Source organism: bacterium, assembly GCA_016699995.1.
Classification (GTDB): Bacteria; Patescibacteriota; Doudnabacteria; order UBA920; family UBA920; genus UBA920.
In genome coordinates, this window is record CP064996.1 from 242,010 (window position 1) to 267,516 (window position 25,507).

Genomic DNA, 25,507 nt, shown 5'->3' on the forward strand with positions numbered 1-25,507 from the left:
TATGGGAAATAAGATTAATCCAACTTCATTTAGACTGAAAGTTACCGATACCTGGAAATCCAAATGGTATTCCAAGTTAAACTTTGTCGAGCTGCTTAAGGAAGATGTTCGCATCCGCGAATACTTAGAGAAGCATTTGCGCAAAGCCGGTCTGTCTCGTATCGATATCGAACGCCTTAATGACGGCACTATTACTATCGTTATCCGCACCACCAAGCCTGGTTTAATTATCGGCAAAGGCGGCGCCGGCATCGAAGAGTTAAAGAAGCGCGTTAAGAAGCAGCTAAAGATCAAGAGCGAACTCAAAGTTAATATCGAAGAAATTCGTGATGTTAATATGCACGCTCAGGTTATTGCTAACGGTATCGCCGAACAGATCGAACGCCGTGTCGCTTTTTCGCCGCTTAATGGAAGCAGTCGTTAGAGCAAGTCATGCAGGCCGGAGCTAAGGGTGTAAAGGTTGCTATCGGTGGGCGTTTGAATGGAGCAGAAATCGCTCGTACCGAACATTTATCCAGCGGTAAGATTCCTCTTCACACCTTGCGTGCCGACATCGACTACGCTAAGGCTACTGCCCATACTACCTACGGAACTATCGGTATTAAAGTATGGATCTACCGCGGCGACGTCTTCGCTAACAAAGAAGCTAAATAATTTCTTTCGTTAATATTTCAACAAGTTTATGTTAATTCCAAAAAAGGTCAAACACCGCAAGCATCACCGCGGTCATAACAAAGGCAAGGCTACTTCCGGCAATTTTATTGCCTTCGGCAGTTTCGCGCTTAAAGCAATGGAAGGCAGTTTTGTAACTGCCCGCCAGATTGAATCTGCCCGCCGCGCTATGACTCGCAGTATCAACCGCGGTGGTAAAATTTGGATCCGCATTTTTCCTGACAAGCCGATCACCGATCACGGTAACGAATCTGTAATGGGTAGCGGTAAAGGTGCTGTATCTCATTTCGTGGCTGTAGTTAAAAAGGGACGCATCTTGTTCGAAATGGACGGAGTACCAGAACCGGCTGCCCGCGAAGCTATGCGCCTTGCGGCACATAAACTTCCGGTAAAGACTAAATTCTTAATTAAGGCTTAAAGTTATGAAGTATTCAGAAGTTACAACTCAATCTGTAAGAGCTTTACGAAAGGAATTGGCTACTTTGCAGGAAAAGCGCGAAAACCTGAAGATGAAGATCAAGCTTGGCCAGGTCAAGAACACCAACGAGCTTTCTCTTGTAAAAAGGATATCGCTCGCATTCTAACTCATCTTAATTCAGGGAGCAACTAAGTAATCTAAATTTATGGAAAAGCATATTACAAAACAACAGATGTCTGGAACCGTTGTCTCGAATAAGATGGATAAAACTGTTGTGGTAAAAGTAGATGTGATCAAGCGTCACCCTAAATACCACAAGAGCTACACTAAGTCCTATCGATTCAAGGCTCACGATGCAGATAATAGCTGCGAGATCGGCGACAAGGTCGTTATCGAAGCTATCCGCCCAATGAGCCGCGACAAGAAGTTCGCTGTCATCAAGAAAGCCTAAGCGCAAAGCGCAGGCTCTGGCGCTAATCTTAATTAGAGCGCCTCGCACGACCCGTGCATTACTTAATCTTTTAATAATCGTATGTTACAAATTCGATCTTACATTAAAATAGCAGACAATACTGGCGCTAAAGTCGTCAACTTGTTCAGCGTGAACGGAAAAAACAAGCGACGTTACGCCCGGGTTGGTGACATTGTTGCTGGTAGCGTTCGTCAGGCCGCGCCTAATGGTTCGGTTAAGAAAGGCGATAAGATTTACGCTGTAATTGTCCGCACTAAGAAAGAAATCCGCCGCAAGGACGGTTCTTACATCCGATTTGATGAAAACGCTGGCGTATTGGTAGATAAGGAAAAAGGCGAACCGAAAGGTACCCGTATCTTTGGTCCGATCCCTCGCGAAGTTCGTGATGCCGGTTTCGCAAAGATTGCGTCATTAGCACCAGAAGTTATCTAATTTATATATATGAGTAAAGCAAAGTTAAAAATTAAGAAAGGCGACACCGTAAAGGTTTTGTCTGGTAAAGATAAAGGTAAGACTGGAAAAGTGTTGCGCGTTCTTCCTACTGCTGGAAAAGTAGTGGTAGAAAACGTCAACATGCATACTAAGTTCGAGCGCAGCCGTCGTGCTGGTCAGCCGGGTCAGCGAATTACTTTCGCTGGAGCTATGGCTGCTTCCAAAGTGATGGTTGTCGATCCAAATTCTGGCAATCCAACCCGTATCGGCTACCAGATCCTGGAAAATGGCACTAAGCAGAGAATCGCTAAGCAGAGTGGAAAGGCTATCTAATATTATGAACCGTTTACAAGAACAATATAATAAAGAGATCGTTCCAGCTCTAAAGGAAAAATTCGGCTACAAGAATATTATGGCTGTGCCGAAGATCAAGCAGATCAACCTTAACGTGGGTGTCGGCCGTTTCCTAAAAGATAACCGCTTTATGGAATCTTTGAAAAAAGATTTCACTAAGCTGGCTGGTCAGGCTCCCGTAGAAACTATGGCACGCAAGTCTATCGCTGGATTCAAAATCCGCGAAGGCCAGCAAGTCGGCCTTACTGTCACTTTGCGCGGAACCCGTATGTATGAATTCCTGGATAAGCTTATCAGTATCGGCATGCCTCGCGTTAAAGATTTCCGTGGCGTTTCCCGCAAAGGTTTCGACGGTCGCGGTAACTATAACCTTGGTCTTAAAGAGCATCTCGTATTCCCAGAAATTTCTCAGGATGCACTCGAACATATTTTCGGTCTTCAGGTAACGATTGTAACGAACGCAGGAGAAGACGAACCTGCATACCAATTATTAAAGCAAATGAAGTTTCCCTTTAAGGATTAATTAAAACAATGGCTAAAAAATCTCTAATCGCAAAAGCAAATAGAAGCTTAACAAAGCCGAAATTCTCTACCAGAGTAATTCGCCGTTGTTTTAAGTGTGGTCGAAAAGCGGCTTTCATGAGAGACTTCTCTCTTTGCCGTATTTGCTTCCGAGAACTAGCTAGCCGTGGAGAAATCCCTGGTGTAACCAAGTCCTCCTGGTAGAACTAAATCTAATTATATGTACACAGATCCAATTTCCGACATGTTAACCCGCATTCGCAATGCCCTGGCTAGCCGCAAGGCCGATTTAGTCATGCCTTACTCCAAGTTCAAACACAGCTTAGCTAAAGTCCTTTTAGAAGAAGAACTGTAGCTGGCGTTAACGAACTCCCAGGCCGCGTCAAAATGCTGCAGATCAATTTTAAAGTATGATCAAGGCGGGAAGCCCGGTCATCTCTGGCGTGAAACGCGTTAGTACTCCAGGCCAAAGAATCTATTTGCCAGTTACCAAAATTCCTCGCACTAATGGCGGTTTCGGCGTGACTGTAGTATCTACATCTAAAGGTCTAGTTACAGATAAGCGTGCCCGCAAGGACCGCATTGGCGGTGAAGTAATCTGCCAAGTCTGGTAGGGATAATTTTAAATATATGAGTAGAATAGGAAAAAACCAGTCATCTTACCGCAAGGCATTACTGCCGAGCTAAAAGACAATCATCTTACTATCAAAGGTAGCAAGGGTAGTTTAGAATTAGATATTCACCCAAAGGTTTTGGTAGAAGTTAAGGATGGGGGAAGTGACTGTAGACGTTGCAAAGAAAGAGAATAAGCAAGAAAAAGCTCTTTGGGGTTTGTTCCGCGCTTTGGTTCAGAACATGGTAGACGGCTTAACCACCGGCTACACTAAGCAGCTCGATATCGTCGGCGTAGGTTTTAAGGCAGAAAGCCGCGGCCAGAGCTTAATTTTGAACTTGGGTTTCTCTCACCCAATTGATTTTCCAATCCCAACTGGTATTGAAGTAAAAGTCGAAAAAGATCCAGCTAAAGTAACTATCCAGCAGTATCAAACCACGGTTACTTTAACCGGTATTGATAAGCAATTAGTCGGTCAGGTTGCAGCAAATATTCGCGAATTAAAGAAGCCAGAGCCTTACAAAGGCAAAGGTATCCGTTATAGCGATGAAACTATCCTGCGCAAGGCTGGTAAAGTTGTTAAAGCAGTAGGTAAGTAAACATATGAACAAACAACAGCACAAAATTTTAAAGCATAACTTACGCAAAGGTCGCGTTCGCAGCCGTGTTAGCGGTACCGAATCTCGCCCTCGTTTAAGCGTGTTCCGTTCTAATACTCAGATCTACGCTCAGATTATCGATGACGTTACTGGCAAGACTTTAGCCGCTACTTCTAGTATTAATCTGAAGGCTACCGGTAAAAAAGTAGACCAGGCTGTTAATGTTGGAAAAGACATCGCAGCGAAAGCAACCGCAGCTGGTATTAAAGCAGTTGTGTTTGATCGCGGTGGCTACAAGTACCACGGCCGAGTTAAAGCATTAGCAGACGCAGCTCGCGAAGCTGGGCTACAATTTTAATTTAATTCAAATATATGGATAAGAGACCTCGCAGAAACAATCAAAGAGACGGCGGCGAAGCCCGCGAATTCGACCAGAAAGTGGTAGAAATTAGCCGCGTAACCCGCGTAACCGGCGGCGGTAAGCGTATGCGTTTTCGTGCTTTGGTGGTAATTGGTGACCACAAAGGCAAAGTTGGTATTGGCTTGCGCAAAGGTATGGATGTAACCGGAGCTGTAAACAAAGCTGTGAATGCCGCTAAGAAAAGCATGATTACTGTACCGATTGTGAATGATACCATTCCTCATCAAGTTAATATCAAATATAAGGCTAGCAAACTGCTAATGATCCCAGCCCGTCCTGGTACCGGTGCGATTGCCGGCGGTGCTGTTCGCAGCGTATTAGACATGGCAGGCGTTAAGAATGTGATCAGCAAAATGATCGGTTCTAACAATAAGACTAACAACGTTCGTGCTGCATACAGAAGCTTTCAAAATGATGCGCAGCAAAGAAGATATTAAAAAGAGCCGCGCCTAATTAACTGCAGCGAATAATTCGCAGCGTAATTTAAATATATGATTAAACTTCATCAATTAAAACGTCATCCAAAATCCACTAAGCGCCGCAAAGTTGTCGGCCGCGGTATTGGTAGTGGTCATGGTACCTATTCTACTCGTGGTGCAAAAGGGCAGAAGGCTCGCAGCGGTCACTCTAAGTCTCCGGCAGCATTCGAAGGCGGACGTCAGCCACTGGTACGCCAGATTAAAAAGCTTCGCGGTTTTAAGAGCTTGGCGCCAAACGCTCAAGCGATTAAGCTCGACTTGCTTAACAAGTTTGACGACGGTGCCGAAGTAACTTTGAACAGCTTGATCGCTAAAGGCATTGTTGCTTCTACCACTAAGAAAGTTAAACTCTTGAAGGGTGAGTTAAAGCGCAAGCTAACAGTAAAAGTTCCCGCATCTGGCACTGCTAAGTCTGCAATCGAAGCAGCAGGCGGTTCAGTTAAATAAATCAGAGCTCACAGTGAATTTTTGATCACCGTCGCTGAACAGCTACGACCAGCTTCGCTGGTCTGGGCAGTGAGGCTCCTTTGACCAAAAATTCACTGTGAGCTGTTTTATTTCTTATCCCATAAATCAATTAGACCCGAATCTCCGGGTAGAGTATAATACTAAATATGAACAAATTAAGCTTAATTTGGAAAACAAAAGATTTGCGCTGGAAGATTTTCATGGTGCTTCTTCTGCTCCTTGCTACCCGTGTTTTATCTCATATTCCAATCCCTGGGATCAGCGTAACTGGTCTTCGCGCCTTCTTCGAAAGCAATCAGTTCTTAAACTTATTGAATATTTTCTCAGGCGGAGGCTTGAGCAACTTTTCTATTGTACTGCTTGGTGTCGGTCCTTACATTACCGCATCTATTATTATGCAGTTATTGACCATGATCGTGCCTTCTTTGACTGAGCTGCAGAAGGAAAGCGGAGAAGCCGGCCGACAGAAGATTAATCAATACACCCGCTTCTTAACCATCCCTTTGGCGGTACTCTCTGGGTTTGGAACTATCCGATTATTGCAAAGTCAAGGCGGTGCAGAACTCCTTGGTACTTTTTCTCCTTTCCAGTGGTTCTTAACTTTGTTGACCGTTACAGCCGGCACTATGTTCATCATGTGGATCGGTGAAATTATTTCCGAATACGGGATTGGTAACGGTATTTCTTTAATTATATTTGCGGGTATCGTTTCTCAGCTCCCAACCAGTGTTGGTTCTTTGATCCAACTTTATGATCCAAGCCAGCTGCCGACAATTATTGCGTTTGCAGTGGCGATCTTGGTGGTAATTGCTAGCGTGGTTATGGTTAGCGAAGCCCAGCGCAACGTACCGGTTACATACGCCAAGCGCGTGGCAGGGGATAAGCAAGTCGGCGGAGTAAACTCCTTCTTGCCGCTGCGCTTAAACCAAGCCGGTGTAATCCCGATTATTTTTGCAATTTCTTTATTGCTATTCCCGGCGATCATTGCCCAATTCTTCTTAAACGCTAAAACCCCAATCATTGCAGAATACGCGCAGAAGGCGATTGACTTTACCAACAATCAGGGCGTTTGGTATGGTGTGGCCTACTTTGTATTAGTTGTGATGTTTACTTACTTCTATACGAACATCGTTGTGAATCCAGATGAAGTGTCCGAAAATATGCAACGCAGCGGCGGATTTGTCCCGGGTATTCGCCCTGGCAAACAGACTGCCGACTATCTGTACAAAGTTCTGAATCGTATTACTTTGCCTGGTTCTTTGTTCCTGGGCTTGATTGCAATCCTTCCTTTTATCGTTCAGTATTTTACCGGCACGCAGGCGCTGACCTTTGGTGGTACCGGCTTGTTGATCGTTGTAGCGGTGGTTATTGAAAGCATCAAGCAAGTGGAAGCCCAGCTGACCATGCATGACTATCAGAAATAATTAAAACCCTCGCAAGAGGGTTTTTAATTTTGTTTAAACTCTATTACATGGCCAATAAAAAACCCCGTCAATTTGACGAGGTTATTTTTTAAATTGGTAATATTTAGGCTGTGCTTTTATCGGCAATCAGCTTATCCATAGGCGATTGGCCAGAGTTTAGCTGCTTAGCATTATCGACCATATCTATTCCGACGTTATTGACTTTGCTCACTTCAGACCCTATCTCACGGAGTTTGTTTATTTGTCCTTCAAATAGGCGTGTTGCAGTATCATTAACCGATTCATAGCTACCCCCAGCATATTTTTGTATGAGAGGGTCAGCCTCTGATACGCTACGCAGGTCATTGACCATCTTGCTTAGTTCTCTGGAAACCTGTTCTGCTATTTGCATTTGGGCTTCTGTTTGGTCTCTCACTGCTATCAATTCTTCAGGGGCGCGGATGGCGCTGAGTTGAGAAGCGATGTTGTCCCGTGTCTCTTCGACCGCCTTTTTTTGGCTTGTATTTAGGAATCTATCTTCCTGAATAATTCTTTCGATCTTGCTCAGATCGTTTTCCAGCTCGAATCTTAAGCTATGTAATGCAGAGCTTACGTCGGCCTTAGCGTTTTCGAATTTGATCCTGAGTGCTGGTATTTTACACTCGCTGAGGAATTTATGCATCTCATCCATGCGAAAGATTGGGTCTATGAGAAACTGTCCCCTCATTTTACCCACCTGGGTAGATGTTCTTTTTGAGCTTCTTAAAATGCGCTCGGTGCGATCTTTAAGATAAAAGAAATTGGCACCCAGATAGCTGCCGATGGCTGCGCAAAGGAACCCTAACCCAATTCTTAGTGCTAGCCAGGGGACCCCAAATTCAGGGAAGTAAGGGTCGATGATGAAGACTCCTATGGTTGAAGCAACTAAAAACGCAAACAATATATTTCCGATTAAACCGCCTATCCTGGAATATAATTCTTTTCTGGTAGGGGGTTTGATGCTATCTTTCCAAAATTCCTCTAGTTCCGGCATCAGCCAGTCAAAACTGGTAGAATCCAAATAGGCTTTCGCCATATTATCAATTGATGACATATTACCTCCTAAGGATTAAGTTTTATTTTACTTATTTTTTACATAAATGTCAAGTACCGCGCCATGTATTGAATTCCCTAAAGATAGCTACATTTTATACTTTTGTGGTATAATGATGGCAATATGATTGATTTATTGCGTAATACTCCAGACCTAAATTCACCCGAAGCTGGGCACTCTCCAAATGAGTCCGAGCAGATTATTCACGGGCAGGAAGGACAATTAGAAGGCCAGGAAGGCGGAGCAGAACATCAGGGCTACGAAGCTCAGCCCGGCAGTTCCGAACAGGGAAATGCGCTAGAAGAAGAACCGGCAGCAGCAGGTCAGCAATATGAACAATCGCAAGTAGAAACGTTCGTACCGGCGCCGGAAGCTGTGCTAAATGAAACTCCACAGCAAATAGAGGATGAAACCGGCAAGCTTTTAACCGGAGAGAACAGGATTAATCCGGCAGACAGCTCTACAGCTAAAGCGCTGCTAGACATCCTTAACGGCGGAAAATAGCTTCTATTCAGCCGCTTTTATTCGGACATAGGTTCATGCGCAGTGAATTGTAAAATCATCTGAGATAAAAACTCAAAAACCAAAACAAATAAATGTTCGGATTAGAAACTAATACTATTATTTTTGCTTCACTGCTACTGGGTCTTTTAGTAGTAGTGTTTTTGTCTATCCTGGCGTATTATTTGCACCGCCACTGGTACTATAAGAAAGTCATTCTGCCTCGCACCAAGAACTGGGTGTTTTTAGAAATCCAGATGCCTAAAGATAATAGCGAAGATAAAGAAAAGTATCAGCGCGATGAAGAAAAGAAAAATCTAATTTCTATTGCCGAACAGCTTTATACCACTCTGTCTGGCATAAGCCACGAGAATTGGTTTTGGCAGCCGCGCGAATACATCAGTTTCGAAATTGCCTGTATAGAAAAAAAGATTTCTTTTTTCATTAACTGTCCGCGCAACTTGCAGGAGCTAATCGAAAAGCAGATTCAGGCTCAATACCCCCACGCCTTTATCGAGGAGATCAAAGGCTACAATCCGTTTCCGGCTAACGGCACTATCGAAGCGACTGAGTTAAAGCTCAATAAAGCCTATATGTTCCCGGTGCGCACTTATCGCAATATGGAAACCGATCCGCTGAATGCGCTTACTAACGCCATGTCCAAGTTAGGTGAAGAAGATGGCGCGGTCATTCAATTGATTCTGTATCCGGCCGGCCATCATTGGCAGCATCGCCCGCGCCATATGGCTTTGGAAATTCAGCAGGGAAAAAATCCCAACGTAGTTGCTAAGAGCGCTCTGGGAAGATTTGGAAAGGAAGTCGGCGGCGAATTAAAGAATACAGTTATCGGCGGCGGCAAGCTGACCGACGATCAGCGCAGTCAGCGTACGGACTTATCCGGACGTTATATGGCTATTAATCTAACGCCCATGCAGCAGGAGATGGTCAAGCGCTTTGAAGAAAAAGCCAGCCGGCCAGGGTTTTACAGCAATATCCGCATCATCACCGCATCGCCAAACGCCAATACTGCCAAGGTTAATATGCACAACCTCACTGCATCTTTTTTGCAGTACAGCATGCCGCCATTTAATGGCTTTCGCGTTAAGCGCCGTTCTAAAAAGCGAATTATCAAAGATTATATTTTCCGGATTTATCGCCGTTACGGCCGCAAGGCAATCTTGAATACCGAAGAGCTGACCAGTATTTGGCATCTGCCAACTCCATTTTTAGAAACCCCAAATATCAAATGGCTGCTTTCTAAGAAAGCTCCACCGCCGATTAACTTGCACGAAGATGGCGTATTAATCGGCCGCAATATTTACCGCGGCACAGAGACTAAGATTCATATGGGCCGAGATGACCGCCGCCGTCATATGTACATTCTCGGCCGTACCGGTGTGGGTAAGACCGAAATCATGAAGTATATGTCTGTACAGGATATCCAGAACGGCGATGGCGTTTGTATTATCGACCCCCACGGCGACTTTATCGAAGACGTATTGCCACACATTCCTAAGGAGCGAGCTGAAGATGTTATTCTGTTTGACCCATTCGATACCGACAGGCCGATGGGCTTAAACATGCTTGAGGTTACCAGCGAAGAGCAAAAAGACTTTGCTGTGCAGGAAATGATTTCCATTTTCTATAAATTGGTCACCGATCCGGCTATGCTAGGACCGATGTTTGAGCATAATATGCGCAATGCGATGTTAACGCTGATGGCAGACGAAGAAAGCCCAGGCACGTTGGTAGAAATTCCGCGTATTTTTACAGATACGGAATTTCAGAAGTATAAGGTTTCCAAGCTCCGCGATCCAGTTGTTCGGGCATTTTGGGAAAAGGAAATGGCCAAGACTTCGGACTTCCACAAGTCGGAGATGTTAGGTTATTTGGTTTCCAAAGTTGGCCGCTTCGTAGAAAATTCTATGATGCGCAATATCGTCGGTCAGCCAAAGAGTTCTTTTAATTTCCGAGAGATAATGGACAACAAAAAGATCTTGCTGGTTAACTTGGCTAAAGGAAAAGTGGGGGAGATGAATGCTAAACTTATCGGTTTGATTTTAGTTAGTAAGATCCAAATGGCTGCATTGTCCCGCGCTGATATTCCGGAAAGCGAACGCCAGGACTTCTATCTTTATGTAGATGAATTCCAAAACTTTATCACCGATGCATTTTCTTCTATTCTGAGTGAAGCGCGTAAATACAGACTTAATTTGATTATTGGCCACCAATTCTTGGCTCAGCTCGCGCAAGGAGCCGGTGCGCAAGGAGCCGGCAGTAACGATTTGCGTGACGCTGTATTCGGTAATGCTGGCAGCATGGTTACTTTCCGTATCGGTGTAGAGGATGCCGAGACTATGGCTAAAGAGTTTGCGCCAACCTTCAATGAATTTGATTTATTGAATGTTGATCGGTTTAATGCCTTTGTAAAGCTAATGATCAACGGTACAGCCAGTAAACCGTTTAACATCGCTACGTATCCGCTCCCTAAGCCAAACGAAGAGCAAAAGAAAACCGCCGGCGCTATTCGCCAGCTGTCGCGATTAAAGTTTGGCCGGCCGCGCAGCGATGTAGAAACGGAAATTCTAGAGGCTAGTCAGATTGCCGACATGATGGCCGCCGGTCCTGGCGCTATAGAAAAAACAGTTTAAAAAAGAAGCGTTCTCGGGAGAGAACGCTTCGATGCTTTTCAGCGAAAGAGGTAAAAGAATTTGGCCTACGGTTCAACAATCAAAGGCGATTGCTGCGAGATCGTGTCGTCGTAGATATCCTCGAAGAACTTTTGGAACTCCGGGTTATAAACGATATGATCGGCTGTACCTTCTGCAATACGGTCTATAAGACCGTCTGCTCGAAGATCGCGGATCACGAAGATCAATGCTCGCCGCGTTTTCGCCGACATCGGAGCGCCTTTGATATTGGCGCCAATGTCGAATGCGGAACCGATTACGTGCGTCCGTGGCTGCGTTTGGGGCAGGCACTTTCTCACGTCGTACATCCAGTTCGACCGGATTAATCCGGTCACTTCGAACGGGTCTGTACCCTCTTGCTCCTTTACCTTAGCAGCGATGAAGAATATCATGCCGGTGGTTGCTTTCCTGGTGTAGTAGTAGCTACTTTTGTGTTCAGGATCGCATTCGCCCACGGGGTTTTGTCCGGTAGTGCGGAGGACAAACCCATATTTGGCATTGTCAGGTACCGATACTAATTCTCCCCGCTTGGCAGCAAGGTCGATGTCTTGGCGAGTATTATACACCGCTTCGTCATCACCGTACCACGCGCGCATCGGCCGGTTGGCCAAACCGCCGTCCGGATCCTGCTGTTCGGCTACCATCTTGTCGAAGGCAGTACGATCGCTCCTCATTAGCTCGAAGCCTTTGAGGGCGGCTAGGCCGGTGTAGACGTAGGTGGCAGAACTGTCCTCAAGCCTATACAAGAACGAATATGTTTTCGGTGTCTTTGTGGGAGTGCACCGGAAAAATATGTCGTCGTACGTAAAGCCGTATTTGGCTATGGCTTTGGGAATGGACCTGTCCGGGTCGCTGATCTGGAACCTTTGCACGTTTTTCATGCCAGGAACATTAGATCGGTCGATCGGAAATTCTTTGCTCCAGCCTGGGTAGACTTCATCCAGGTAATGAACTACCAGCTTGCGCTGGAAGCCCTGACCCATATGGTACTGGACGAAAGCCCAGTTTTCGTCGCCCCAGTATTTGGTCGCCTTGCCTAGGATCGATGCAGCTACGGGAACAGCCGCGGACGGGTTAAGCCGTTTGTCGTCGATGTTTTCACCTTTGGGGATGAACTTCATCTTCTTCGCACGGGCTCGCTTGCAGAATGCTTTGTCGGCGATTAAGCCTTCTTCGCATCCCACACTCAACATAATCTGAGCAATGCCTGCCGCACCCGACGTGTTGTTAACTTTGTCGGTACTGCTGGCGCTCTCTACGAATAGCTGAGCTTCCAGGCGATTGGGAGTGATGCCGTTGGCATTGGCCTCATTCTCAATCAGATTCCGGAATTGACCCATACGCTCTGCATTCTTGGTAGCATCCTTTTGTCCCCACACTGCCCACATGGCGTGGTTGATGCGGTTCTCCTTGCGCTTTGCCAGATCTTCTACGCTCATGTCTCCGCGGTTTCGTCCATAAGGCCATTTCGATGCAACTGTTTCGACCGTTTTAATCGAAATGAATACCGAAACCGGAATAACGAAAGCGAGCGTAACGCCGATAGCTATTAGCCTGGTTCGGAGCGGTAAAGCCATGAACCATTTACCGGCGATTTTGGCGTACTCAATTTGTACAGAGTGAAGCTTTCCAAGACCCCTGCGAATGAATCGCAGGAAGGCATTGCCGATCTCAATAGCTCTGAAGAGCTTTGGCCGGTTTGCGAAAAGTTCAGGCTTGTGAACAAGTTTGCCTAGCACATAGCTTGAAACGATCAATAAGGTAAAACCTAAAATCAACCATATCGCGCCGTATGCCAGAGTTACGAACAGGTAGGTGAGCGCCAAAGCGGCTGCTGCTCCTACCGTCAGCCAGGGTAAAACATAGAACGTCCAAATGACGGTCAGTTTTACCAGCCACTTCGAAATCCAATGGTTCTTTGTACCATTGGACAGCATTTTATCAACCATCTTTTACCTCAATATTTCCTCTTTATATTTGAAATCGTCACAAATTTCAGTGACTTATTAAAATAGCATATTTTACCTGTTTTGTCAATAAATAAAGGGTTTTTTGGCTTTACCCTTGACAAAAACTTAAAAATAGTGTATACTAATCCTTCAAACTAAATACAGTGAATTTCCTGAGGAAAATTGGTTTATGAGGGATATAATCAATTTGCCCAAGAGTAAAGCAATTTTCCTCAGGTCATGCACAGTGCAGACCGTTGTAGCGTAGCGCCAAGAAATTGGTTAGCGACATTGTAACGGTCAGCATTTTGACCAGAGATTTCAAACATCGCCTAAAGGAGGGCACTATGTTTAAAAAGATTATTACTTTTGTACTGTTTGCTGTTTTCACGTTTGGTTTCGTTTCGCCGGCCCTTGCTGGCGGCGGTGACGATTGTCCGGTCGCCAAGAAGAAGGCTACTACGGTCGTCAAAAAGCGTACCTGCGTAACCTGTCCGAAAGCGGATGGTGTCGCACGGGCCGATAACAAGCGCCAGGACGAAGAGCTTGCTGCTCTTCGCGACGGTAAAGCTGACAAGGCCGACCTCGCGGGAAAAGCCAATCAGGCCGACCACGAGAACCTTGAAAAGCGGGTCACGGTGATCGAAAACAAGCTTCCAAGCTTCTTCGTTCTTCCGGACCTTGGTGGTCTGGGCTGGCTGATCTTCTGGATCGGTATCATGGCGCTAATCGCCGCTGCGATTTACGCACTCGTGCGAGGTCGTGGTAACGGCGGTGGTACTGTGTACAATTACCCGGCAAACCCGCCGGCCCCTCAGCCGGTGCCGGTGGCGTACAACCCCGGTTATCAATACCACCCGTATGGTTATCCGGCCCCGGCTCCTCAGCCCGCACCTGCGCCGGCCGCGCAGCAGAACCAAAACGGGGTATTCGTCCCCGTTAACTACGAGGTCGCTCCGATCACAATTCGACTGGGAGCCACCGTGGTTCCTCAGCAAGGCCCGGCAAACCCGCCGGCAGCGCAATAGTGCGCGAATCTTTTTTTACCAGAGGTCTAAGTTTCATGCTTGGGCCTCTTTTTTTGAGCTATTTTTATCCACTTTTCTTATTTATGGTTTATATATGGTATAATTAAGCAAAGCTGATTTCCTAATTTTGAAATAAAAACATGGCGAAACGCGAAGGTGCGCCTCGGCCTGAACAAGAAAACGACCAACAAAATATTGGACAAAATACAACCAGAATGCAGATCAAGCTGGTCGTTTAGACGTACCTCAGACAGAACAGGAGGCCCGTTATTATCAAGAAATTAACGAGTCTCGAGCTAAGGCCAAAGCTTACGAAGCTAAGCTAGAAGGTTCCATTGCAGAGCGTGAAGCTCAGGCAAAATACGTGGATAAGATGCGAGCCATGTACCCAAACTGGGATAAGTTCAACGGGGTGTCTTTAGCTGAGCAGTATGCAAATCGCGAACAGCTGCAAGCCAGAGCGGAGGTTGCGAGGGAGGTTGTTAATGGCGCAGAACAAATTGTAAACGAAGTTGTTCATGGCCCAGAACTTATTGCTCAGGTGGACCACGCATTGGCTACGGGCGCATTAACAGCAGAACAGGCGGCGCAGATGCGCGCAGCTCTGCAAAATGAGCAGGCCCGCCAGCAAATTGTTACCAAAACTATTACATGGAAGGATCGCGCATCTAATTTTAAAGATTGGGTTGTAGACAGAGCACCGGCATTTATTGCAGGTGCTGTTGCCGGTGGAGCCGCGCGCAAAGCCGTTAAAGTCGGAGCTATAGCAGCTTTTGGGGCTAATTTGCCTGTGGCTATTGCCGCCGGTGCTTTAGGCGGTGGTCTAGTAGAGGGGATTAAAACCGCCTGGCGCGAATCTAAATCATACCGCACCAAAGATATAATGGAGCGTTTTAATAATGCGGGCGATTTAGATAAAGCTGCGATGTTGGCGAAAATAGAGCAGTTGCACGCAGAGCAGCGTTTAGAGGCTAGTCCGGAGGAATATTTGGCAATCGGCAATGCTTTGGCTCAAGCAAGAGCACAAATGCAGCTCAGCGTGGAAGGTCGCGATAATCGCTATGCCAATATGAGTGAACGCGATAAAATCGCGTATATTCTTCATATTACAGACAAGAACCGTAAAGATGTGATGAAACTGGAAGACAAGAACCGTATGAAGGAATCTAAGGCTTTGATTAAAGCTTTAAATAAGGAAATTGAATCCAAGCATGACAAGAGCTTTGCACGCTTGGGCGGCAAGAAAGCCGTCGTCGGTAAAGCGATCTTTAAAGGGGCCGCATTCGGTGCGCTGGGCGGCACTATTGGCGCTGCTGTTGTAGATTACTTTAGCGGTCCGTCTAGTGAGACTATATCTAGAGTTGTAGAACAGAAACCTACTGTATCCGAGAGTTTTCATGCGCATATGGATCACCGCGGCATTACCGGTGGAGCGCGCGATTCGCTTCATACTTTAATCGAACAGCAGCGAGGTATAGATCCAGAATTTGCTAAGGGTATTAATGTCGAACAGCTTGTCTATGCAGAAGATACTCTTGCTAAAGATGCACTAAGAGCTGGAGTTAATCCTGGCGTAGAGAGCATGACTTGGTCTAAAGATGAGTTAATGGGCGCTTTGGAAAAGTCTGGCGCTATTCCGGATGATGCGACTCTAACAGAAGCCGGTCAGCAGAATATAAGTGAAGTTATCAAAACTAAAGCTCATTTCTTATCGGAAGCGACCAAGGCAAAGATGCTCGATTTTGATCCGGCTGAGGCCCGCACTTTTATAGAAGAAGTTTCTGTCGACAGAAATGATAGTTTTACTTATGAAGATTATGCAGCCTTGGCGGGCGTTTTGGCAGCTATATTAGCTTCCGAAGCCATAAGTTATGCAGATCGCGATAAAGCTGCCGCTAAGCTTCGAACTTTATATTACAACGTTCCAGGATTACCAGGACGGCCGCCAGAAGGCGTAGCTCCGACGGCCGGCGGCGAGTATGTTGCTCCCACTCCTGTTTTTAGGACCACAGAAGGGCGAGATGTAAACAGAACCCAACCGGAAGACCAGCCGATTCCAAGGCCAGAGGGTGTGCCGTTTGATCGAGCCGAAAATTCAGAAGATGCTCCGATAGCTAAGCCGGAGGGCACGCCTTTTAATAACGAAGAAAAATCTGATGAAGATGACCAGGGAGACAAAAATGAGCGTTTTCCAAATGGAGCGCCTCCATCGCCATTTACTCATCCGGAAGGAGTGAATCCTGAAGCGCAAGATAACGAGGAGCAGAATGAAGAAGCTGAAGAAGCTACAGAAGGTGAACAGCCTAACGAGGAAGGCACAGAGTCTAAGCCTAAGGGTCCTCACGCGAAGTTCGCGGAAAAATTAAATAAGGAATTGCAGGATGCAAAGATTCCTACCGAAGTGAAGTTGCCGCGGGGTAAGCTTAGCGAAAAAGACAGAAATCGCATCGAGTACTTAACCGATGAGTTTATTTTGAATTCCGAAAGATTGGATGGCTTGGATATTCCTCATAAGGTTGTGTTAGATTTTTATCCGAAAGGGGAGAGGAAGTTAGGATTTAATCAGGACAACGAAATTGTTGTTGGAGTGCCTTTTACAGATAAGCAAATCAATGGCAAGTCTATGCTAAAACTTGCTAAAGAAATCGTTAAGCTAAAAGTCGAGGATGTGATCCAGGGCGTTAAGGAATTGTATGGCCAGGTATTAACAAAGAGCGAACGCAAGCGTTTGAATAAACTTCCTGTAGAGAACCAGCTTAGGGCTGCTAATATGCTGTTAGAAGCGCATGATAAGAAAGCTATGGAGAAGGTTCTGCCTAATGTCAGGGGTTACTTGAAGGAATCACCGTTGGCTGAGGAAGGCGAAAATATTATCGAAGGTGAGTTCATTGATATTGTTGAAGACAAAAATGAAGTCGAATCTGTGCCGGAGAAAGAAGAACAGCTTACTAGCGCCGAGATACCGGGATATTCTAATATTTTTATCGATGAGAGATTTGATAAAGTCGATAATAAACAGCAGGTATTTTTTAAAGATACAGTTAGGGATATTTTGGACCATGAGTTTTTAGGTGGACTGAATCCGGATTTGAAAATTGTGCTTTCAAATCAATTTTCTGTTAAGGATAAAACTCTATATTTGGATGCCAATAAATCCGATTGGAAACATATATCAGGACGTTTGCACAGCGGTATTCGCTTAGCTTTGAAAGGCGGGGATTTCCGTACGCTAGAACCGGCGAAAGATTACGCTTCAAAAGCGAAGAGAAAAAAAGCAGACGACGAATACCAGATGGGTCAGCCTAAATTTAGAAGCAGCGAGGGGCGCGATTTAAACCAAGAAAAGGAAGAATTACAGGATAGCAATACTCCAGATAGAATTGCTGCAGAAAAGTTTGCCGACAGTGCTGTAAAAGAGCTGTTTGATACTGATGTTAATTTAGTGGATTTGAAAAAAGGCGACACCGAATGGCAGCAGTGGATCGACGAAGAGAGATTGAATTTGGATAGAATTTCATCCAAGAAAATTTCCAATACCCAAAAGAAAAAGATCGAAAGTCATTTGGGGAAGAAAAAAATCACAATAGAAAGTTTATTAGATGAAGAAGCACCTCCCGAAATTGCCGGTGTAAAGCCTAATACTGTAAAGAGGTATATTGCAGAAGCTGCCTTGAATAAATTGGAAGAAATAATTAATGACCCTGCTGACCTTGACGAAGAATTTAACAGTCTTCGCAATAAAACCGAAGAATATTTGGAAAGGAAAGACAAGTGATCAAAGACATTATCAACAAAGCATTAGCTGATCTTAATATTAACGACCTGCAGGAAGCAGAGCAGTACCAGGTCATGACTCAGCTTACTGAGCATTTTAACCAAATCGCAATCGATACTGTAATTGCTAATTTGAACGATGAACAATTAGCGGAGTTTAAAAGTATTGTTTCGGGCGGCGACCCGGAGAAATTGGAAGATGACTTGTCCGTGCTTGTGGCTAAGATTCCGGCTATCGATTTAAAGCTAGAAGAAGCGATTAATTCTGAAATTGCCCATATCAAAGCCTCTAAGGCAATTATGGATAAGTAACTAGCTTGCCTAATTTTATTAGGGGTGTTATAATTTTTTTGAACTTCTGAGATTCTGAAATACAAATAAAAAACAAAATTACAATGGATAAAGGAAATTTTGCTTTGATCGTGCAAATGATCGAAGCGGCAGAAAAAAATATTCAGTCAGCCAAGCATTTGTTGCGCGAAATGGCCGGTGGAACTATACCTAAATCGACTACTAACTTTGCAGAAAAGGCTAGTACTCTTGGCGTTGCCGAAGGCGGTAAAGTTATAGAAGGGGTATTTGACGGCCAAAATATGATTGGACCAGACAGCAAGCAGTATCCGGTGCCTGCAAACTATGCTTCTAAGTCTAAGCTGGTTGAAGGGGATGTGTTAAAGCTGACCATCGCCGAAGACGGATCTTTTATTTACAAACAAATTGGTCCGGTTGAACGCCGCAAAATCATTGGCGTATTGATGCAGGATGAAAATGGCGATTACAAAGTTATTGCTGATGGAAAAACTTACCGCGTCCTTTTGGCTTCGCTTACTTACTTTAAAGCAGAAGCAGGGGATGAAGTTACCATTGTGGTGCCTAGCGAAGGAGAAACCCAGTGGGCGGCGGTGGAAAATGTGATCAAGCACTTGGCTGGCGGAGCTGGCGGCGAATTTGCCGGTCCTTCTAGTGCTCCTAAAGATGAAGACATCGAAGCCGACTTAGCTGTCGGAGAAACCGAAGAATTTTAATGCAAGCTTTGCAGAGCTATAATCAAAAAATTTCACAATTACTGGCCGAAAAACCAGTAATTTTGCAACTGTTAAAATTTGCCGCAATTGGCTCGTTAAATACGGCCTTGGATTTTATAATCCTGAATTACGTTACTAAATCTTTCGGCGTTACTTCCGGTTTAAATCTGGGCCTGCTCAATTTTATCAGCTTTAGCGCCGCAATGATCCAAAGTTACCTATGGAACCGTGCTTGGACGTTTGCCTCTTCCACACTGTCTCCACTGCGTAATCTATTCCGCTTGATCGTAGTCGGCAGCTTGGGGTTTGGCGCGTTTGCCCTGGTGTTTATTGGCGGCCTATACAGCGTAGTCGATACTTATTATCTATTCATTTTAATTGTCTTCCTTATTGCCGAAATTTTAATCTGGTATGGATTTGGCCTGAACTTAAGCCAGAAGGTAGATGCCGGAGCCAGTCATCAGTTTGGCGTATTTATGATAGTTAGTCTTGTGGGACTGGTAATCAACAGCGCAATTGTGGTTGGCGCCTCTATTGCCTTGGCGCCTATGCTGACTAGTTTGATCAACGCTGACACTATAAAAAACGTGGCGAAAATCTTGGCAACGGCAGTTTCTTTGATCTGGAATTTCGTAGGCTATAAGCTGATCGTTTTCAAAAAATAAAGCGCTTATATAAGAGATAAATCAGCCTCAAAAAGGCTGATTTTTGTATGGTATAATATAAGTAATAAAAGTTTACTTTTTCTTCAGAAATCCTTATAAAATTTAGATCAAAAACAAACCCGAATGGCAGTCTTTTACCAAATTTATCGCCCAAAAAATTTCTCTGAAGTGATTGGTCAAGAATCAATCGTTAGGACTCTTCAGCAAGCTGTTTCCAATAAGAATGTTGGACACGCTTATTTATTTACCGGGAGCCGGGGGATTGGTAAAACCACTCTGGCCAGAATTTTGGCGAAGGCTGTCAATTGCGAAAAAGTTAAAGACGGCAATCCTTGCGGTGCATGCGATGTGTGCACTTCGATTGCGGCAGGAAACTTTTTGGATGTCATAGAAATAGACGCTGCCTCCCATACGGGCGTAGACAATATTCGCGAGCTAATCGAACATATTCACTTTCAGCCAACGCGAGGACGTACCAAAGTTTTTGTCATCGACGAAGTCCACATGCTGTCTAAGGCTGCTTTTAATGCGTTACTAAAGACTTTGGAAGAACCGCCAGCAAACGTCTTGTTTATTTTAGCCACCACCGACATCGAAAAAGTCTTGGATACGATTATTTCCCGAACTCAGCGCTTTGATTTTCGCAAGATCACCGGCGAAAATATGAAACCTGCTTTGGAGCAGATTGTAAAAAATGAAAAACTGAAATTGCCGGCCGGCACCCTGGATGTGATTGTAGAAAATAGTGAAGGCGGCCTGCGCGATGCATTGTCCCAGCTGTCTATGGCAGCTCACTTGGACAGCTCGAGCAGTATTGATGATGTTCATTTATTGCTCGGCACCACTGCCCGCGCATCCGTAATAGAATTGTTGAACTTAATTGCCCAAGGCAGCACAGGAGAAATGAGCAGTTTTTTCAAAACGCAGACAGCCGCCAATTTTGATGCTGCTTCGTTTGCCCGCAAGACTCTGGTTATTTTGCAGGAGCATTTGGAGGTTTCTCTGTCTAAACAGCAAGGAGCTCCGGATTTAGTAACCCAGTTCAGCCTTAATCAGCTACTGTATATTATCCGTCTGTTCATGCGAGCCTACAAAGAAATTGACAGGGCTACTTCGTCCGAATTGCCTTTATTATTGGCCAGTATAGAAGCGGCTATGTTTATTCAGCCTGGTAGTTCTGATTCTGGCACCGATAAGGATGAACCGACTTATACCCCAGGCAAGCGGGCGGGTGCTGCTCCGGCAATCTCAAAAATGGAAGTAATAGAAGAAAAAGTTTCTTTAAAGCAGCCTGCGATGGCCAAAGATGTTCCGGAGGCAAGTGCGCAAAACTCAGTCGTGTTTAATAGCAGCGACATAGAGTTGGACACCGCTCAGGTAATTGCCTGGTGGCCGGGACTCATTGCTAACGTTAAGAGCGTAAATAGCCCTCTGGCGACACTGCTTAAAAATTCTCCCTTGCATGAGGTCAGCGGCAATAAAATCATCATTGGCGTAAAGTATTTATTCCATAAGGAGCAGCTGGAAGCGGCTAAGGTTCGCACTCAGATAACTAACTTCTTAAGGGAGAAAGCTGGCGGGGATGTAGAATTTCGGGTTGTCATCGCTAAAGATTCTATGGGCGAGCAAATCGTCGACACGGCCGCCGCGGTCTCTGATGCTTTAAAGATATTCGGCGGCGAGCTGGTAGAGTAGCTTCCTTGCAGAATGGCTTTAACGAAATAAAAATTTTAAAACAACAAAAAAATTAAAAAATTATGGAAGACAAAAATAAAAAATTATCATACGCAATCATAGCCCTGGCGGTGGTGGCATTGGTTGTCATAACAGTTTGGCAGCCGGGGGAGTGGAGCTTTAGGGACCGCACCAATTACGACGCTGCCACCAAGGCTGCCCAGGAAGAACTGGAGCAGTACAAAGCTTTTCTGGCAGAGCTTGATCCAAATTACGAAGCCAGCCAGCAATTGTTGGAAAAGATTGCCACCGAAGATGTTGTGCGGGAACAGGTAGAGACTGTTCTTAATACCAAGCAGCGCATTGTCGTTCCTCAATTGGCTAATTCGGAAATTAAAATCAGCTCCCGCAAAGATGCAGGTTTTGTAGTCAATTACCTTACGGATATAAATTCGATGGTAACCAATTACCGCAACGCCATCAATACCAGCGTAAATAATCTGTATTCAGCCAATGCCAGCCTGGCCGATTTGCAAAAAGGTAAATCCGAAACCGCGAAGCTGGTAGCTAGCTTAAAATCGGCAGAAGTTCCGAGTTCTTTGGTGGAAATGCATAAAGCCAATATCGTATCTTTTCAAAAGTACGGTGAAATTTTTGACAGTGCTACTGGTTATAGTGAAGGCCGCGTAGCGGAGCCTTGGGCGGATTTCTATCAGGATTATGCCGTTATAGATAACCGATTGGCAGTGGTGAATTCCGAGCTGGAGAAGACTGCTCAGCAATATGCTATGGCCGGAGAGCTGGAACAGAACTTGAATGTATTCGGCATTAAGACGGCTCAAGCCCAAATTCCGAGCGTGGTTACTGTAAGCACAGATCTGAAACGCGACATTCTGGAAGGCGTCAAAATGGGTTTAGCCAAAGCTTTTGCTAATTTTTCTATAAAGATGCTGGATAAGCTGGTGGCGCATATAGAAAAGAGCTTTGCCATTGCCAGCCAGCTTTATTACTCTAACGAGCTCGGACGGTTCTATTCGGTGGAATATATGAAGAAATTCGTATCCGATCCGCTTGATCAGGATATTATCCAAAAATTCTTGCCCGAATACTTTTGCATTAACCCGAGTAAAAAAGATCTTAACCAGATCTTTGTGGCCAAAGCCCGTGAGAATATTGGAAACGACTTAACCATTAATCCAGGCGATCCGGATTTTGTTCAGAAATTAGCCCGCTTGGGAAGCGACGAAAAAAACTACCCGCAGTGGTGGGAAGGTTATTACGAGACTTTGGCCGCACGTACTAAGGCAGAGGCCGAAGCAGCAGCAACCAAAGAAGTGTTGAGTCCTGGGATTAAGACGGGTCGAGATTTGGTTAGTAGTCAGGTTAACAAAACCGTATCCGCGATTTTTAATGTACAGGAAGCGGCTATTTCTGGGGCTATCGAACTGGGTACTAACAATACCGAAAATCCTGTGAGCCAATTGGTAGCCGGAGTGGTAGAAAATTTGGTTAACAAGTTTGTGTTTACTCCGATTTCCGGAGGTAGTTCCAGCAGTGGCGGTATTGGGGTAATCCAGGAGCGCAATGTTTGCTTGGATACCGCATCCATAAAACCGTTAATTCCTTTAGCTTCTTCTGGCTATGAAAATTCGGAAGGATCTGGAAGTTCGACTGCACCGGTTTCTACTCCTCCATTTTCTCCGCGCGAATAAATAAATCTTTATGAAAGTATTAGGTATTGACTACGGAACAAAACGAATAGGGTTAGCTATCTCGGACGAAACGCAGACTTTAGCGCGTGAGCTGGCGATTGTATCGCCGGAAGAATTTTGGCAGCAGATCGACGGGCTTATAGAGGAACAGGGAGTTAGCATCATCGCCCTGGGGCTGCCGCTGAATATGTCGGGCGAAGCTACTCAAAAGTCTGCAGAGGTTCAGGAGTTTAGCGACAAGCTGCAGCAACGCTTAACTATACCGGTGGAGATGGTGGATGAGCGACTATCCAGCGTTATGGCCGAACAAATTACGGGTAGCGGCGAGCAAATCGACAGTTTGGCTGCACAAATCTTTTTACAAAATTATTTAAATAAAAATAAACAGTAATGTCTCAATTTCGCCGCAATCCCATTAATAAGCATTGGGTTCTAATTGCTCCGGGCCGCAATAAGCGTCCGGAGGAGTTTAAAACATACAGCGTGAGTTCAGGCCTGCCGGAAATTGATCCCGCATGCGTGTTTTGTCCTGGGAATGAAAATAAGAATCCGGATCTATGCGAAGACGTTTGCCGGTTGCCAGATAATAAAGATTGGCAATTAAGGGTGATTCCGAACAAATTTCAATCTCTAGAAGAAACTCGCATATACGCAAATCGCGATTTTTACGAGTCTCGTGCGGGGTATGGCGAGCATGAAGTCATTATCACTCGCAAGCACAATGAGCCTCCTGCTTTGCAGTCCGCGGTGCTTGTCCAACAAACATTAAAATTATTTCAGGACCGGATTAAGGAGATTCAGAAGGATCCGGAAATAAAATATGTACAGATATTCCATAATCACGGCCGCGATGCCGGCGCATCCCTAGTGCACCCTCACTATCAGATCTTGGCTACACCAATCGTTCCTCCGCATATCCACGAGGAGCTCCGCAGTTGCTACCATCATTATCAACAAACAGGAACTTGCATTTACTGCGACATCGTCAAAGAAGAGATTAAGAACAAGGACCGCATTGTTTATGAGGATGACTATTTTGTTGTGATGTCCGCATACGCATCGCGCAGTCCGTTTGAGACTTGGATCTTGCCCAAACGCCATCATGCGCGCTTCGAAGCTACGTCCGATGTCGAATTGCTGCATCTGGCGCATGTATTAAAGAAAGTTTTGGGAAGTTTGTATGTAAAGCTGTCAGATCCGCCATTAAACTATTACATTCACACCATGCCGCATTCCCAAGACAAACATTTGGTTCATGAAGAAAAGAGCTACCATTGGCATCTGACTGTTTTCCCGCGGTTAACCATTTGGGCAGGTTTCGAGTACGGCACCGGCATTCCTGTAAACCCAGTGGCTCCGGAAATGACCGCTAAGTTTTTGAGAGGAGAATAAATGCATAAAGTTATTGTTGCTAACTGGAAGCTTAATCCGCTAACGGCGCGTGAAGCTACAGACCTGGCTAGAAAAATCGAAGTTGTTTCCAAATACGAAGTGGTGCTTTGCCCGCCGACTCCGTTTTTGGGCGTTATCGAATACATGCACTTAGGAGCTCAGGATGTTAGCAGTCAGATCAAGGGGCCGTACACCGGACAGATTTCCGCTGCTAACTTGGCTAGCTTAAATGTCAGCCATTGCATTGTCGGACATAGCGAACGCCGCGCGCTCGGAGAAACAGAAGCGCAAATAAACGCCAAGATTCAGGCCTTGCTGGATTATAAAATCACCCCGATTTTATGCATCGGTTACGGCACGGCTGTAGATCAGGATGAATTAGAAGTTACAGATGTACTAGCATCTCAGTTAAGGCAGGATCTGGCTGACGTTGATCCTAAGAAAGTTATTGTGGCTTACGAACCGGTCTGGGCGATCGGCTCTGGTCGCCCGGCTACAGCAGACCATGCCGAACAGATTGCGCTTTACATCAATACTAAGTTCGGAGTTAAGTCGGTTTTGTACGGCGGCAGCGTCAACAGTACAAATAGCGCAACATTTTTGGGACAGCATAACATCGGCGGCTTATTGGTTGGGGGAGCGTCCTTATTGCCGGAAGATTTTAATAAAATTATTCAGAACTAATAATCGAGCAGTATGATTTATATCGGCGCCGATCATGGCGGATACAAGTTAAAAGAGCATCTTAAAAAAATTTTAGCCAAACGAAAGCTCGATTTTAAAGACATGGGCGCGTTAACTTTCAAGCCCGACGATGATTACCCGGATTACGCGGCTAAAGTTGCCAAGCAGGTTTCCAAAAATCCTTTGGGGAATTTAGGAATACTTATTTGCCGAAGCGGGCAAGGGGTGTGTATTGTAGCCAATAAATTTAAAGGCGTTCGAGCGGCGTTAGTATGGAACACCAGCGAAGCCAAGGCCAGCCGCAATGACGATATGAGCAACGTGCTATGCTTGCCAAGCGATTACGTAAATTCCCAGGCAGCAGAAAAGATTATGGAAGTATGGATAGATACAAAATTTTCCACCGAAAGCAGGCATATGCGTCGCGTAAAAAAGATTAGCGCTCTGGAGAATTAACTTATCAATCA

28 protein-coding genes and 2 pseudogenes are annotated in these 25,507 nt (G+C 45.2%); 28 read left to right on the forward strand and 2 right to left on the reverse strand.

The window, feature by feature from the left end:
* Position 1 precedes the first annotated feature (1 nt).
* The 15 genes and pseudogenes from rpsC to secY all read left to right on the forward strand — a co-directional run bounded on the left by rpsC (position 2) and on the right by secY (position 6,874).
* Positions 2-654 (forward strand): annotated as a pseudogene (rpsC, locus tag IPM19_01250) (30S ribosomal protein S3).
* Between the two features lie 28 nt (positions 655-682).
* Positions 683-1,090: a 50S ribosomal protein L16 gene (gene rplP / locus IPM19_01255; protein ID QQS23176.1), complete on the forward strand. Its 408-nt coding sequence runs from the start codon at positions 683-685 to the stop codon at positions 1,088-1,090.
* Between the two features lie 4 nt (positions 1,091-1,094).
* Positions 1,095-1,256: a hypothetical protein gene (locus IPM19_01260; protein QQS23177.1), complete on the forward strand. Its 162-nt coding sequence runs from the start codon at positions 1,095-1,097 to the stop codon at positions 1,254-1,256.
* Between the two features lie 39 nt (positions 1,257-1,295).
* Positions 1,296-1,541: a 30S ribosomal protein S17 gene (gene rpsQ, locus IPM19_01265; GenBank protein ID QQS23178.1), complete on the forward strand. Its 246-nt coding sequence runs from the start codon at positions 1,296-1,298 to the stop codon at positions 1,539-1,541.
* Positions 1,542-1,622: 81 nt separating this feature from the next.
* Positions 1,623-1,994, forward strand: a complete 372-nt coding sequence (gene rplN, locus IPM19_01270) for a 50S ribosomal protein L14 (GenBank protein ID QQS23179.1) — start codon at positions 1,623-1,625, stop codon at positions 1,992-1,994.
* A gap of 9 nt (positions 1,995-2,003) precedes the next feature.
* A complete protein-coding gene (rplX, locus tag IPM19_01275; GenBank protein QQS23180.1) occupies positions 2,004-2,327 on the forward strand; it encodes a 50S ribosomal protein L24 in 324 nt (107 codons plus the stop codon).
* Positions 2,328-2,331: 4 nt separating this feature from the next.
* On the forward strand, positions 2,332-2,871 hold the full coding sequence (gene rplE, locus IPM19_01280) for a 50S ribosomal protein L5 (GenBank protein QQS23181.1): 540 nt from the start codon (positions 2,332-2,334) through the stop codon (positions 2,869-2,871).
* 8 nt (positions 2,872-2,879) lie between these two features.
* Complete coding sequence (locus IPM19_01285) at positions 2,880-3,074, forward strand: type Z 30S ribosomal protein S14 (GenBank protein QQS23182.1); 195 nt, start codon at positions 2,880-2,882, stop codon at positions 3,072-3,074.
* A 16-nt stretch (positions 3,075-3,090) separates the two neighbouring features.
* Complete coding sequence (gene rpsH / locus IPM19_01290) at positions 3,091-3,225, forward strand: 30S ribosomal protein S8 (protein QQS23183.1); 135 nt, start codon at positions 3,091-3,093, stop codon at positions 3,223-3,225.
* A gap of 55 nt (positions 3,226-3,280) precedes the next feature.
* The gene (locus IPM19_01295; GenBank protein ID QQS23184.1) at positions 3,281-3,484 is read left to right on the forward strand and encodes a 30S ribosomal protein S8; all 204 of its coding nucleotides are present in this window, start codon (positions 3,281-3,283) and stop codon (positions 3,482-3,484) included.
* 16 nt (positions 3,485-3,500) lie between these two features.
* Positions 3,501-4,082: pseudogene (gene rplF, locus IPM19_01300) on the forward strand (50S ribosomal protein L6).
* 4 nt (positions 4,083-4,086) lie between these two features.
* On the forward strand, positions 4,087-4,440 hold the full coding sequence (locus IPM19_01305; protein QQS23185.1) for a 50S ribosomal protein L18: 354 nt from the start codon (positions 4,087-4,089) through the stop codon (positions 4,438-4,440).
* Positions 4,441-4,454: 14 nt separating this feature from the next.
* Positions 4,455-4,940: a 30S ribosomal protein S5 gene (gene rpsE / locus IPM19_01310; GenBank protein QQS23186.1), complete on the forward strand. Its 486-nt coding sequence runs from the start codon at positions 4,455-4,457 to the stop codon at positions 4,938-4,940.
* Between the two features lie 57 nt (positions 4,941-4,997).
* Positions 4,998-5,429, forward strand: coding sequence for a 50S ribosomal protein L15 (gene rplO / locus IPM19_01315; GenBank protein QQS23410.1), 432 nt, complete (start codon positions 4,998-5,000; stop codon positions 5,427-5,429).
* A 167-nt stretch (positions 5,430-5,596) separates the two neighbouring features.
* A complete protein-coding gene (gene secY, locus IPM19_01320; protein QQS23187.1) occupies positions 5,597-6,874 on the forward strand; it encodes a preprotein translocase subunit SecY in 1,278 nt (425 codons plus the stop codon).
* Between the two features lie 103 nt (positions 6,875-6,977).
* On the opposite strand, the gene IPM19_01325 is transcribed toward secY, so the two are convergent.
* Positions 6,978-7,946, reverse strand: a complete 969-nt coding sequence (locus tag IPM19_01325; GenBank protein QQS23188.1) for a hypothetical protein — start codon at positions 7,944-7,946, stop codon at positions 6,978-6,980.
* Positions 7,947-8,069: 123 nt separating this feature from the next.
* On the opposite strand from IPM19_01325, the gene IPM19_01330 reads away from it, so the two are divergent.
* Positions 8,070-8,450 (forward strand): hypothetical protein, encoded by a 381-nt coding sequence (locus IPM19_01330; protein ID QQS23189.1) that lies wholly within the window; start codon positions 8,070-8,072, stop codon positions 8,448-8,450.
* Positions 8,451-8,542: 92 nt separating this feature from the next.
* Positions 8,543-11,098, forward strand: a complete 2,556-nt coding sequence (locus IPM19_01335; GenBank protein QQS23190.1) for a type IV secretion system DNA-binding domain-containing protein — start codon at positions 8,543-8,545, stop codon at positions 11,096-11,098.
* 65 nt (positions 11,099-11,163) lie between these two features.
* Here the strand turns inward: IPM19_01335 and IPM19_01340 are convergent, their stop codons facing one another.
* Positions 11,164-13,086, reverse strand: coding sequence for a hypothetical protein (locus IPM19_01340; GenBank protein QQS23191.1), 1,923 nt, complete (start codon positions 13,084-13,086; stop codon positions 11,164-11,166).
* 347 nt (positions 13,087-13,433) lie between these two features.
* Between IPM19_01340 and IPM19_01345 the strand changes: the two genes are divergently transcribed.
* From IPM19_01345 to IPM19_01395, 11 genes are all read left to right on the forward strand, one after another.
* Positions 13,434-14,114 (forward strand): hypothetical protein, encoded by a 681-nt coding sequence (locus IPM19_01345; GenBank protein ID QQS23192.1) that lies wholly within the window; start codon positions 13,434-13,436, stop codon positions 14,112-14,114.
* 382 nt (positions 14,115-14,496) lie between these two features.
* Positions 14,497-17,889: a hypothetical protein gene (locus IPM19_01350; GenBank protein QQS23193.1), complete on the forward strand. Its 3,393-nt coding sequence runs from the start codon at positions 14,497-14,499 to the stop codon at positions 17,887-17,889.
* The gene (locus IPM19_01355) at positions 17,886-18,200 is read left to right on the forward strand and encodes a hypothetical protein (protein QQS23194.1); all 315 of its coding nucleotides are present in this window, start codon (positions 17,886-17,888) and stop codon (positions 18,198-18,200) included. Before IPM19_01350 ends, IPM19_01355 begins: the two co-directional genes overlap by 4 nt.
* 83 nt (positions 18,201-18,283) lie before the next feature.
* The gene (locus tag IPM19_01360) at positions 18,284-18,913 is read left to right on the forward strand and encodes a hypothetical protein (GenBank protein ID QQS23195.1); all 630 of its coding nucleotides are present in this window, start codon (positions 18,284-18,286) and stop codon (positions 18,911-18,913) included.
* Positions 18,913-19,578 carry a GtrA family protein gene (locus IPM19_01365; GenBank protein QQS23196.1) on the forward strand — a complete coding sequence of 222 codons (666 nt, stop codon included), beginning with the start codon at positions 18,913-18,915 and terminating at the stop codon, positions 19,576-19,578. The genes IPM19_01360 and IPM19_01365 overlap by 1 nt, the downstream gene beginning before the upstream one ends.
* A gap of 123 nt (positions 19,579-19,701) precedes the next feature.
* On the forward strand, positions 19,702-21,273 hold the full coding sequence (gene dnaX, locus IPM19_01370) for a DNA polymerase III subunit gamma/tau (protein ID QQS23197.1): 1,572 nt from the start codon (positions 19,702-19,704) through the stop codon (positions 21,271-21,273).
* A 62-nt stretch (positions 21,274-21,335) separates the two neighbouring features.
* Positions 21,336-22,964, forward strand: a complete 1,629-nt coding sequence (locus IPM19_01375; GenBank protein ID QQS23198.1) for a hypothetical protein — start codon at positions 21,336-21,338, stop codon at positions 22,962-22,964.
* A 10-nt stretch (positions 22,965-22,974) separates the two neighbouring features.
* Positions 22,975-23,355: a Holliday junction resolvase RuvX gene (gene ruvX, locus IPM19_01380; GenBank protein QQS23199.1), complete on the forward strand. Its 381-nt coding sequence runs from the start codon at positions 22,975-22,977 to the stop codon at positions 23,353-23,355.
* Positions 23,355-24,356, forward strand: a complete 1,002-nt coding sequence (galT, locus tag IPM19_01385; GenBank protein QQS23200.1) for a galactose-1-phosphate uridylyltransferase — start codon at positions 23,355-23,357, stop codon at positions 24,354-24,356. The genes ruvX and galT overlap by 1 nt, the downstream gene beginning before the upstream one ends.
* A complete protein-coding gene (locus IPM19_01390; protein ID QQS23201.1) occupies positions 24,357-25,040 on the forward strand; it encodes a triosephosphate isomerase in 684 nt (227 codons plus the stop codon). It abuts the gene before it with no gap.
* 12 nt (positions 25,041-25,052) lie between these two features.
* Positions 25,053-25,496 carry an RpiB/LacA/LacB family sugar-phosphate isomerase gene (locus IPM19_01395; protein QQS23202.1) on the forward strand — a complete coding sequence of 148 codons (444 nt, stop codon included), beginning with the start codon at positions 25,053-25,055 and terminating at the stop codon, positions 25,494-25,496.
* Positions 25,497-25,507 lie beyond the last annotated feature (11 nt).